Source organism: Sulfitobacter sp. AS92, assembly GCF_038900015.1.
In the GTDB taxonomy this organism is placed as follows: Bacteria; Pseudomonadota; Alphaproteobacteria; order Rhodobacterales; family Rhodobacteraceae; genus Sulfitobacter.
The window spans coordinates 230521-242371 of sequence record NZ_JBBMQL010000002.1; the positions used below are offsets into that span (position 1 = coordinate 230521).

The following is an 11851-nucleotide window of genomic DNA, read 5'->3' on the forward strand; positions in this document are numbered from 1 at the left end:
GGAGTATACAAGTGACACACTCGAATTTCTCTAGACGCAACTTTCTAAAGACCACAGCGGGCACCGCCGCGCTCGCTGCAGGAGGGATGCCGTTCCTTGGGGCCCAGCAGGCATTCGCTGCTGAACTGGGCAACCAGGAATTGCGGACTGTTGGCCTGTCGGTGACAGTTCAGGAACGCATCTTGAACGACTTCAAAGAGCAATCCGGTGTCGGATCGGTCAGTGGCAAGGCTGACATCTTTCCCAACACCCAGACAGAGATCCTCTCCGGGTCGGATGCCTATGATTGCTGGGAAATCATCGGTGAACGTCTTGCTGCAATGGTCGCAACCGACAAGCTGGCGCCGATCCCTGCCGAGAACCTTGAGAACTGGGCCGGTATTCGCGAAACCTTCACCAAACCGTCAGACCGCTGGGACCTGAACCGACAGATCGTCGGTCAAATCTGGGAAGACGAAAGCCAGACCCGCCTCAACATGGTTCCGACTGTCTACAACTACGATTCCATCGGTTACCGCCCGGACATCGTGGATGCGGAAGAGGCCGCCAAGTGGTCGTCCCTGTTCGATCCCAAGTTCAAGGGCAAAACAGGTCTGAACGTCGACCCGCTTATCGCATTTGGTCAGGCGGTTCTGGCTATGAACGAATTGGGTCTGCTGGAAGTGGCCAACCCGGGCAACCCGGACGCTGCTGCGATTGACGAAGCGGCCAAGTTCCTGATTTCCAAGAAGAAGGAAGGCCAGTTCCGTGCGCTTTGGGGTGACTTCGGCGAGTTGGTGAACCTGCTGGCCTCGGGTGAGATGGTCATTGCTGATGCATGGCAACCGGCGGTCATGGCGGTCAAGGCGCAGGGCGTCGAATGCTCCTATGCCACCATGGAAAGCGGCTACCGTGGCTGGGCGATCGGGGTGGCACCCCTTAAGACGTCGTCGAACCTCGAAGCAGTTGCAGCCTATGCTGATTACTGGCTGTCCGGCCCGCCCGCCATTGCGGTGTCCGAACAGGGCTACTACTCGCCCACGACCAACGTCAAAAACGTTATGGACCCCGACAAATATGCCTTCTGGTACGAGGGCAAGCCATGGGTTGGCGAAACCGAGCGCGGGATCAAAGAGGGCGATCTGCGCGATGGCGGCTCGCTCGAAGAACGCGCCTCGAACGTCGCCTACTGGCACCAGTGGCCGGATGAGTACGACCTGCTCATCCAAAAGTGGGACGAATTCCTTTCCGCTTAATGCACGAACGGTTCAGCCGGCCCTCCGGCTGAACCTCCCCCTTCCCTTTTCCCCCGAACAGGACGTTTTCCCTTGGCCTACGATCTTCAGCTCACAAATGTCTACAAGACCTACGACAATGGAACTCCGGCCGTTATCGACTTCAATCTGGATGTCGAAAAAGGGGAATTCATTGCATTCCTTGGCCCGTCGGGATGCGGAAAATCCACGACCCTGCGGATGATTTCGGGGTTTGAGACGGTCACCTCTGGCGATCTGATGATCCGCGGCAAACGCGTGAACGATCAACTGCCCGAGAAACGCCCGACCTCGATGATCTTTCAAAACTACGCGCTCTTTCCGCATATGAATGTTCGCCAGAACGTGCTCTTCGGCCTTGAAGTTAAGAAGATGCCGCGCGACGAAGCGAACCGCAAAGTTGACGAGATACTCGAAAAACTTGGCCTGAGTAGCATCGCCGACATGCCGACTGCCCGCCTGTCGGGTGGCCAGCGCCAGCGTATCGCACTGGCCCGCTCGCTTGTAGTTGAGCCCGACATCCTGCTGCTGGACGAACCGCTCGGCGCGCTTGATGCGAACCTGCGCAAAAGCATCCAGAACGAGTTGAAGCTGCTCCAGCGCGACCTTGGGATTACCTTTGTGTTTGTGACCCACGCGCAGTCCGAAGCACTTGCTCTGTCCGATCGGATCGTAGTGATGAACGCGGGCCGCGTGGAACAGGTCAGCCCTCCACGTGAGCTTTACACCCGCCCCAGCAGCCAGTTCGTGGCCCGCTTTATCGGCTCTAATGCCATCCTGCCCGGAACCGTCAGGGAACAGCAGAATGGCACTGTGATGCTGGACACCGCCTTTGGCACCTTTGGCGGTGCGAACCGCGCGGGTATCGACGCGCACACAGGCCGGGAGATGAGCATCATTCTTCCCGCCGAAGCGGTGGACCTTGTGCCTGCCGATGTGCCCCAAGATGAAATACGCGCCAACTTTGGCTCCAACGCGATCCCCTGCACCATCGACCGTCTACAAATCGTGGGCCACATCATGCATATGATCGTGCGTTTTGCCGACGGCAAATTGATTAATGTCGAAGGCCATGTGGACAAATATCGCGACAGGCTAAAGGCCGGAGGAAGCGCGTTTATCGCGTGGAAATCCGCCAATGCCACCGTAATCGACCACTAAGGGGGCTCGCATGGGTCATCTGACGGCAAGCGAAATCTCAGCAGGGCTGCGTTCCGGCAAACTTGACGCGGTGACCGTGACTGAGCAGGTCTTTGAGCGCCTCTCAGCGCATGGCGACGACGCGATCTATATCGACACCCTGCGCGACCGTGCGTTGGTCGAGGCGCAAGCCGCGCGCTTGCGGTATCGCGCTGGCCTGCCCGCCAGCCCGCTTGACGGGGTGCCGGTGGCTTGGAAGGACTTGTTTGACCTTAAGGGCCGCGTGACCACCGCCGGGGCCGTGGTGACCAAGAACGATCCCCCAGCACAGGCAGACGCGCCGGTCATCGCGGCGGCGCATCGCGCTGGCATCATCAGCACCGGCACTGTGAATATGACCGAGTTCGCCTACTCCGGCATCGGCCTCAACCCGCATTACGGCACCCCGCGCAACGTCCACGCCCCTGCAGGACAGACCCGCAGCCCCGGCGGGTCGTCCTCGGCCTCCGGCGTGGTGGTCTCGGCGGGGATCGTACCGATTTCGATGGGCTCAGACACCGGCGGGTCAGTGCGCATACCGGCCTCTTTTAACGGGGTCGTTGGGTATAAAACGTCGTCCGGGCGCCACCCGATGACGGGGGTCTATCCGCTGGCTAAATCGCTCGACACGATCGGCCCGCTGGCCCACACGGTGGCCGACTGTGCGCTATTCGATGCAGTTCTGCGCGGAAAGGACGCGCCAGAGGCACAGGCGGCAGACTCCGGAACGCTAAACTTCGTTATTCCCGATAATGTGCTGCTCGATGACCTCGCTCCCGCAGTGGCCGCAAACTTCGACGCTACTGTGTCGCGGCTTGAAGCGGCTGGCGCGCGCGTGAGTCGCATGTCTTTGCCCGAACTTTCCGAGTTGACTGACTTGATCGCCCAGCACGGCGTTCTGGCCGGTGCCGAGGCGCTGGTCCTGCATCAAGACCGGATTTGCGGGGCCGAGGCACAGCAGATGGACGCCCGCGTGGTGCGTCGGATCAAGCTGGCCGAAACCATGAGCGCCGTTGACCTGCTGGTGCTTCAACAGGCCCGCGCTCGCACCATGGCCTCGACCGCCGCCGCCATCGGGAACGCCATTGTTTTGTGTCCCACCACCCCCGTAACCGCGATGGAGACCGGCCCCCTTGAAGCGGACCAAGACGCGTTCTTTCGCGCCAATGGCCTGACGTTGCGGAACACTTCGCTGGGCAATTTTCTGGACTGGTGCGGCGTGTCCATTCCCAACGGCACCGATGCCGACGGCATGCCTACCGGGTTCCTGCTCTCGGCGCCTTCCGGACAGGACACGGCCCTGCTGGCCGCAGCTTTGGGCTGCGAGGAGATCATCCGCGGCTGATGCCGCCCTGACAACGACTTACAAAATCAGAGGAGACTGAGACATGAGTAAGAAAATCTATTGTGCCTTTGGCACGGACATCGACTCCGTCGCGGGCCAAATCGGGTCCTATGGCGGGGGCGATTCCCCTAATGACATCCAGCGCGGCATCTTCGCGACCGAAGTCGGCGTGCCCCGCCTGCTGCGCCTGTTCAAGAAATATGAGATGCGGACATCGTTCTTCATCCCCGGCCACTCGCTAGAGACCTTCCCCAAGGAAATGGATATGATCGTCGAAGCCGGTCACGAGATCGGTGCGCATGGCTATCTGCACGAAAACCCCGTCGCGATGACGCCATCGCAAGAAGAAGACGTTCTGGTCAAATCGATCGAGCTTATCAAAGGGCTGACCGGCGAGGCACCCAAAGGCTATGTTGCGCCTTGGTGGGAAATGTCCAAGGTGACCGCGGCCTTGCTGGGAAAATACGGTTTCTCCTACGACCACAGCCAAAGCTACCGTGACTTCCAGCCATTCTATGCCCGCGTCGGCGACGAATGGAATGTGATCGATTACTCCAAGACCGCTGGCGAGTGGATGCACCCGCTCAAGCACGGCAAGGAGATCGACCTCGTCGACATCGGCGCGAACTGGTATGTAGACGACCTGCCCCCGATGATGTTCATCAAGAACGCCCCCAACAGCCACGGTTTCGTCAGCCCACGTGATATCGAGCAGTTGTGGAAAGATCAGTTTGACTGGGTCTACCGCGAGATGGAATACGGCGTATTCCCGATTACCATCCACCCCGATGTCGCAGGCCGTCCGCAGGTCTTGTTGATGCTGGAGCGTCTGATCGAATATATCAACGGTCACTCTGGCGTCGAATGGGTAGACTTCAACACCATCGCTGACGACTTCCGCAAACGCTTCCCCTTCGACAGCGACAAGCGCCCAGAAGTGATCTAAGCCAGCAAGGGGCAGCGCGATCTGCGCTGCCCTATTCCTAAGCAACGAGGTCTCAAGATGTGCAACGCCTGTGGTTTTCCAACACGCCCCGGCCATTGGACCGATGCAGGGGCGGATAATGCCGGCGACCGTTTGCGGCTGCAAATGCGGCGTGCGCAGATATTGAACCGACTGCTCAGCAGCTATGGCTTCACCGCCCGACCGCCCGGTCACGGACCAGGCTTCGCCCTGTCGTCTTTCACTGGCCGTACCGCCCTACTGCCCGACCTTGAAGCCGTCTGGGGCGAAGCCGCGCGACAGATCGGCACCCCGATTGACCCGCTCGACCCTCGCTTCACCGCTCCCCCTTCCGCCCCATGACACCGGACCCGGACGACAGCCGCCTGCGCCTGACAATCCTTGGCGGCTATCTGGGGTCGGGCAAAACGACATGGCTGCGTCATCAGTTGTTCGAAGGCGCCTTTCCGGGTGCGCATATCCTCGTAAACGAAGCGGCCTTGACGCCGGTTGATGACACCTTGCTCGCCGCACAGGCTGCCAGTATGACCTTGCTCGCCGGTGGATGCGCCTGTTGCACGGGCAAAGCGGATTTAATTGCCGCCCTGCGCGCCCTTTGTGACACCCGAAGCCGCCAAAGCGCGGAGATGCGCGGCACCAATCAGATCGTCCTTGAAACCAGCGGCCTTGCCGACCCCGCCGCCATCCTTGCGGCGATTCAGAACGACGGGGTTTTGGTGCATCATATCCGCGTGGCCGAGATTGTTGTGCTGGTCGATGCCCTCCACGCTGCTGAGCAACTGCACAGCGAACACCTGAGCCGCGCCCAGATTGAAGCGGCAGACCGTATTATCTTGACCAAGGTCGACGCGGTGCCTGACGATAGGCTGGCCGCCGTTAAAGCGACCGCGAAACAGCTAAACCCCGCAGCACAGATCGAAGCCGCAGCGAAGGGCCTGCCCCACGCGCTGTCAGACCTGCCGGAGGCCTCAGCCTATGCGCTGCCTTTGCTGTCAGATGGCGCCGATCCCATCCGCCCCACCAAGATAGACGTCCCCGAAGACGTGGACTGGGCCATGTTCTCAGTCTGGTTGTCGGCGCTCCTCTTTGCGCGGGGGGACGATCTGGTGCGGGTCAAGGGGGTGTTCGAAACACCAGCCGGGCCGCTCTTGCTGCAAGCCGTGCGTCGATCCGTCCAACCGCCCGAACTGCTGCCCGTCGCTGAGAAAGACCGCCGAAATCAGATTGTTTTCATAGGACGCGGGTACGAAAGCGACGACCTGCGCCGCTCGCTCGCGTATTTCACCCGCGACTAAGCAGCGCCTCGGCAACAAGAACTACCAAGGTGTGCTGTGGGTTTTCGTAGACACCAAGCTACGGTGTTTGCGGGACTGAAGCTGACCAGACGACGAGCAGTGGGGGGATGCACGTCTGTGTGCCGAGATCAGAATTCGCTCAGACATTGTTCGAAATTACGGCCTCAGATTGATATTTGAAGACCTCTGCCTCCACCAAGGTGGTATCCCTGACGACGTTCTTGCCCAAGCGTTGAGACATAAAACAGTCTTTCGGTGCGGAGGCAGAACACAAGGAGTGCCAGAAGTTTCTGTCTAAGAAAAGGAAGGAAACCGAGCATCTCTCCGCTCGTACAGCGCGCCTACCTTCTAGTCATTCAACGGCAGCCTGCGCGATGAACTGCTGAATGAGGAGATCTTCGACACTTTCGATGATGCGCGGCGGAAGCTGGCCCTCTGGCGCTACGACTACAACACTGTCAGGCCGCACTCATCGCTCGGAAACCGGACGCCAAAGCAAGCGCGGCAGGCGCTTGAGCAATTTGAGGGCTCCGCGCCCACCGCGCTTGCCCGATCCGGAACCCCCAACTATCAAAACCAAACCTGCAAACTCTCGTTATGAGTGAGGGACCAGTGGGGGGGGGGCAGGTCAAGGGCTGGGAAGTACCTTTGCAGTTTCTAAATGCGATCGGGGTGGATAGACTTTTGAAGCAGCACCTCGAGTGGATTGCTTGACGACTGGAGAACCCAAATGACCAAACGTGACAGCCACTGTTTCACCCGTTTGATGCAAGGTCTCGCATTAGGACTGTCTATGCTTGTGATCTACTCAACGGGCGCGCAGGCGCAGGGGCGGTCCATCCGACTGTCCGATGATTTCGATTCCGTCCAAGTATCTCGAGAAGAAGCGCGTATTTTGCAAGGCGCGCTTGCGCTTGAGCGCTCGTATGACGGTTTGTTGGACGGGGCGTGGGGACGGGGCAGCGCAGCCGCGTTGAACCAGTGGGTGCGAAGCGCTAACGGCGGGCAACGCGCGACATGGCGCGACATCCGCGCCTTGATCCGCAACTTCGAGGCAGAGCGATCATCGAATGACTGGGCGCCGGCTTGGCATTCCGAAACGGGCGTCTGGCACATCCGGCCGGAGACCCTTCTACAGGATCAGTCGACTGACGGGGAAGAGCGTCTGGCTTCTCCGGATGGTGGGTTAATTCTGATCGCGCGCCCCGCATTCGAGCGACCGGAGGCACTGCACAACGAATTCGTCCGCGATGCGTTGCAAGGGACCAGCCCCTATCGTTTGAGCCAAAGCGACCGCATCGTTACAGCGGCTGAGATGCGCGGCGGGCGCTTTGCTTACGTTCGTTCCGACCGCGCTGGAACAGCCAATTCCGCGACGCCGTGGATGACACATATTGTCATCGCGAATGAGACAAATCGCGGACGTCTTCAACTGATCGCGTCGAGTTTTGCACGCAGTCGCATGCAGAGTCTCGATCCGGCGCCGACAAACGTGCTGGCCGCCTTGCTGCAGGACGGTTCTGCCTTGCCGGCCCCGCCGCCCAGCCAGTCAGCAGGCCCGAATGCGCCAGGCCGTAGTGGCGACCCGCTAGAGGCAATTCTCGGGCTCATATTGACGGAAGCGCTAGAGCGGCTGACGGAAAAGGATGACACCACCGCTGATCTTCCTTCCGTGTCCGACCGTCGGCTAGAGAAGGATCGCCGCCTTGCAGAGGAGCGCCGCCGTGATGCAGAGCGGCTGGCAAGCGCGTCCACTACTGGGATCTTCGTAAACACCACCGACATCATCGCTCCGGATGAGCTGAATCGTTTTTGCAGCGGTAGCGTCCGCCTTGAGAACGGGCCCGTTCTGACGCAAGTCGCGCGAGATCCCAACTTAAGGCTTGCGGTCTACGCCGCACCTGGTCGGTCAAACAATTGGGTTCCCTTAGTCTCTGGCTTGCCGCGATTGGGCGCGGGCGTAACTTTGGCCGTGCGCTCGGACCGTGACGGGCTTCGCAGCGCCCGCGGCACCGTGGCGTCAAACAGAAGCGACTCTGCGCTGCGAATCGACATTAATGATCGTGAGCTCGGGGGCGATGGCGCGCCGCTTTTGGGCGACGGCGAAGCTCTGATCGGGATGTGGACCGGCGACCGGGATCGACAGGGTCGGCTCGACGCGATCTCTGCAATGGAACTGGTGTCATTCTTTGATCGTGAGCGCGTTCCGTTCGGCACGCCGGCAGAAAATTTTGACCGCAGCGGCGGCCTTGGCGAAAATACAAGACAGGCTATAGTTCGCCTTCGCTGCGCAGTGCGTTGAGGGCGAAGTCGTACCCGTTTAAAGCTTGATGAGACCACGGCCTCGGACCATTGCATTGATGAAGGTGCAAAAATACTGGCGGAGCCGCGCCATTTGGTCGCCGTCCAGCCAGCAAAGATTGCTCATAATTTCCTCTCAGCATGCGGAAATTGAATCATGCAGGCATGACATCATCAAACAGATTAATGGGTCTACAGCCTAATGCGCTCGACGGCGTTTTTTAGTGGTTCGGTGCCGTAAGAAAAACCGAGCTATCTCACGCGAGGCATCCGGTCCTTTGGGATCGGTGTAGCTTCCGGCAGCATGGCCACCCGACCATGCATGCCCAGACCCTTGCACGACCCACAGCTCAACGAGCGGACGTCCCTTGCCAATGCGATGCACTGTACGGATGTATTCGCGGCCATCAGGTATGCGACCAGACTTCTCCGACATGCTCAGGCTGCCGAATGGCTCCACCGCTCGAATGGCGACGAAGCGACCGTTGCGTGGGTTGACGACCTTGTCAGCGTTTCCGTGAAAGATAATGCTGGGCATCGGCGCGTCGTGACGCTGGCCGGGGTCACCAAGTTGCATCGCTCTCGGTGCAGTACCTTTGTTATGGGCAGCACCAACCGCTAGACCAGAATGGACACCGACTGCCGCAAATATATCGGGATATGCAGTTGCCAAAATTAACGCTGCAGCCGCACCTGCCGACAGACCGGCAACGTAGACTTTGGCGGGATCGACTTGCTCGCCAGCGATGATATGTTGCGTTAGGCCAGCAAGCAGGGCGGGCTCTCCAGCACCGCGAGCCTGATCACCCCGTTGATACCAATTCCAACAGCGCCGATGATGTGCGGCACGTGCTTGCGTAGGGTAGAGAACCAGAAAACCGAACTCCTCAGCCAGCGCGTTCATACCTGTGCCGCGCGCGAAGTCTTTCGGGGTCTGCCCACACCCGTGCAGCATCACGATCAGCGGCAACGGGTCATCTGCCACCTTTGCGATCTTTGGCACATAGAGCATGTACGACCGGCTGCCAAACTCACTCTCAAATTTCGCTTCAGAAAACGACGCACCGCGCGGCACGGACACCCTTGATTGAGCAGTTCTCGGAATTTTTTTGGATTCCACAGCGCTCCGGTCACGGCTGGACGCCCCCTTGCGCTTAGGCGCGGAAGACTTCAATTTTTTCTGGACCTTAGGCTTTCCGGGCTTGGTGGGGGCAAGCATTGTGCCCCATGCACTGGCCATAGTCTTAACGGTAGCACGCCGGGCCTTTCCCGCTGCCTTCGAACGCGCACGTTTGAATGGATCAAACATTTGGCCTCACATTCAATGTGCAATTTGCCCTGCAGCGCGTCATGTCGCAACCAATAGACAACGCCGTATACAAGCGTTGGCATCCGCCAACATCTCGCGGGCGAAGGACATAGGTGTTGCCCAAGGCGGCTCCAACGCTGCTTCGATCTGGCCATCGTTTAAGTTGGTTTCGGGATGATACTTCCCGGCGATACTCTGCATCTTTTTGTTCTCGCTTAGAAAAAGTACATGCAGAGATCTGATGCCGCGGTTTTGTGAGGCCTCGATCAATCGGGAAAAAAGCGTGCTGCCGATCCCCTTGCCTTGCCAATCCGGTTCGACCGACAGAGAAAGTTCCGCGTGGCGCGGCCAGGATTGAGGCATGCCTCGCAACTCACCGATTGCACGCAGCTGGCCATCAAAGAACGCTCCAAAAACCACTGTATCGAATGCAATGATGCCTTCGGCGTACTGCTCTATAAAATCGTCTTTGACGACAGCCCCGAACCGCGAACGGCGCGTATGCGGGTCGAGGCGCAAGAGATGCTCGGCAACGTCGGGTGTATCACACCGCCAGAGTTTCCGAATTTCAGGGATAGCAGAAAGAGGGTGTTCGCTCATAGACTTAGGCTCCTTGGCGGCATCGAATTACCGACGCCAAAATGGGCCTCCCGCTGATAATGTAGTGCTGCAGTGCAGCAAAAACTACGTTAATTGTCTTTAATCTGACACTGACCCTGCGTCATTGGAAAACTGCATCTTGATCAGCTTTCTTGAAATTGCATGGCGGCAGTTCCCGTTGGAGATGCGTAGACACCCGCGAAGGCTGACATAATATTCTCGTCACAACCCGATTCAGAGGCGTTGATCTGAGTCCCTCCACCAGCAAATTGGCGTTGCTGCAGGTATCGACCCAAGGCTAATGCCGAGGCGGTCTGTGCTTTTTGGGGTGCTGTAGATGCCGCACAAACTCAGCGCGGCGATCTGACAGTCAGCGGACCTAGGGTCAGGACTCATAACCAGAAAATAATCGTTGTTGGGAGAGTGATTGCTGACAGGAAGACGTTTGGGCAGCGGTCATAACGGGTTGAGACACGTCGCCAGTCTTTGAGCCTGCCGAACATCCTTTCGATGCGGTTGCGGCGTTTGTATCGTCTTTTGTCATACTTGACGGTCTTCTTGCGCGATTTGCGCCCCGGGATGCAGGGTTCGGTGCCCTTATCTGCGAGGGTTTCGCGGAACCAACCAGCATCATACCCTCGATTAGCGAGAAGCCACGCCGCCTCACCCAGGCCGTTCAACAAAGCCGCAGCACCAGTATAATCGCTGACCTGCCCAGCGGTTATGAACAGGCGGACAGGACGGCCGCTGGTGTCTGTTACAGCATGCAGCTTGGTGTTCATGCCGCCTTTAGTTTGCCCAATCAGGCGTCCACGCCCCCCCTTTTTTAACCGCAGGTTGGAAGTCGTGCGATGCGCCTTGAGGTCTATTGCATCAATTCAGATAGTTTTGTTATCAGGGTATTGTTCGGCCAATCCCATTATGATCCGGGCAAACACGCCCATACCACTCCAACGCTTCCAGCGACTATACAACGTCTTTGGTGGGCCATAGTCCGTTGGTGCATCGCACCACGTTAAACCGTTGCGATTGATGAAGATAATGCCACTCAGAACACGCCTGTCATCAACGCGATCACGACCTCGGCTCTTAGGAAAGTAAGGCCGCAGACGCTCCATCTGGGCCTCATTCAGCCAGTATAAGTTGCTCATAATATCCCCCAAAACTGGGGATCGTGAGACATGACAACGCGACAAGCTCAATCGATTAATGGGTCCTGACCCTAGGAAACTTAAATACAAGCCCCCTAAGGCTACCGATCCGAGCGGGACGCGTTCCTTCAATATGGCATCATCGCAAAGATTGAAGTATTAAAAATCAACGGAGAAGAGACAGAACAAATAGAGAATAAAACGAGAAAGGGGGGCATACATGGGGGGGCGAAGTGAACATACCGCTCCAACCCATTACTAGTAATTTACGGAAAACCTTGCGAAAACAAGGTGGTACCCAAGGCCGGACTCGAACCGGCACGCCTCGCGGCGGGGGATTTTGAATCCCCTGCGTCTACCATTCCGCCACTTGGGCACGTGGGGCGATGTAGCCTGCAAAGACGGCGTGAGCAAGAGGATTTTCACAAATTCTAAGTCCTGCTTGCTTGACCTT

The 11851-nt window shown here is 58.4% G+C and carries 9 protein-coding genes, 1 tRNA gene and 2 pseudogenes; 8 read left to right on the top strand and 4 right to left on the bottom strand.

Going from position 1 to position 11851, the window contains the following annotated elements:
* Nucleotides 1-11: 11 nt before the first annotated feature.
* The 8 genes and pseudogenes from WNY61_RS04280 (at nucleotide 12) to WNY61_RS04315 (ending at nucleotide 8338) form a co-directional block, all read left to right on the top strand.
* The gene (locus WNY61_RS04280; RefSeq protein WP_342850223.1) at nucleotides 12-1235 is read left to right on the top strand and encodes a twin-arginine translocation signal domain-containing protein; all 1224 of its coding nucleotides are present in this window, start codon (nucleotides 12-14) and stop codon (nucleotides 1233-1235) included.
* 72 nt (nucleotides 1236-1307) lie between these two features.
* Nucleotides 1308-2414 (top strand): ABC transporter ATP-binding protein, encoded by a 1107-nt coding sequence (locus tag WNY61_RS04285; protein WP_342850224.1) that lies wholly within the window; start codon nucleotides 1308-1310, stop codon nucleotides 2412-2414.
* A 10-nt stretch (nucleotides 2415-2424) separates the two neighbouring features.
* Complete coding sequence (locus WNY61_RS04290) at nucleotides 2425-3777, top strand: amidase (protein ID WP_342850226.1); 1353 nt, start codon at nucleotides 2425-2427, stop codon at nucleotides 3775-3777.
* A gap of 43 nt (nucleotides 3778-3820) precedes the next feature.
* Nucleotides 3821-4723, top strand: a complete 903-nt coding sequence (locus WNY61_RS04295; RefSeq protein WP_342850227.1) for a polysaccharide deacetylase — start codon at nucleotides 3821-3823, stop codon at nucleotides 4721-4723.
* Nucleotides 4724-4780: 57 nt separating this feature from the next.
* On the top strand, nucleotides 4781-5083 hold the full coding sequence (locus WNY61_RS04300; protein ID WP_342850228.1) for a hypothetical protein: 303 nt from the start codon (nucleotides 4781-4783) through the stop codon (nucleotides 5081-5083).
* A complete protein-coding gene (locus WNY61_RS04305) occupies nucleotides 5080-6036 on the top strand; it encodes a CobW family GTP-binding protein (protein ID WP_342850229.1) in 957 nt (318 codons plus the stop codon). Before WNY61_RS04300 ends, WNY61_RS04305 begins: the two co-directional genes overlap by 4 nt.
* A 352-nt stretch (nucleotides 6037-6388) precedes the next feature.
* Nucleotides 6389-6637 (top strand): annotated as a pseudogene (locus WNY61_RS04310) (transposase); the annotation flags it as partial.
* A gap of 129 nt (nucleotides 6638-6766) precedes the next feature.
* Nucleotides 6767-8338, top strand: coding sequence for a hypothetical protein (locus WNY61_RS04315; protein ID WP_342850230.1), 1572 nt, complete (start codon nucleotides 6767-6769; stop codon nucleotides 8336-8338).
* A gap of 198 nt (nucleotides 8339-8536) precedes the next feature.
* Here the strand turns inward: WNY61_RS04315 and WNY61_RS04320 are convergent, their stop codons facing one another.
* The 4 genes and pseudogenes from WNY61_RS04320 to WNY61_RS04335 all read right to left on the bottom strand — a co-directional run bounded on the left by WNY61_RS04320 (nucleotide 8537) and on the right by WNY61_RS04335 (nucleotide 11773).
* Complete coding sequence (locus tag WNY61_RS04320; RefSeq protein WP_342850231.1) at nucleotides 8537-9556, bottom strand: PHB depolymerase family esterase; 1020 nt, start codon at nucleotides 9554-9556, stop codon at nucleotides 8537-8539.
* Between the two features lie 129 nt (nucleotides 9557-9685).
* Nucleotides 9686-10246 (bottom strand): GNAT family N-acetyltransferase, encoded by a 561-nt coding sequence (locus WNY61_RS04325; protein WP_342850232.1) that lies wholly within the window; start codon nucleotides 10244-10246, stop codon nucleotides 9686-9688.
* A gap of 392 nt (nucleotides 10247-10638) precedes the next feature.
* Nucleotides 10639-11397, bottom strand: a pseudogene (locus tag WNY61_RS04330) (IS5 family transposase).
* Nucleotides 11398-11689: 292 nt separating this feature from the next.
* Nucleotides 11690-11773: transfer RNA gene (locus WNY61_RS04335), tRNA-Leu, on the bottom strand.
* Nucleotides 11774-11851 lie beyond the last annotated feature (78 nt).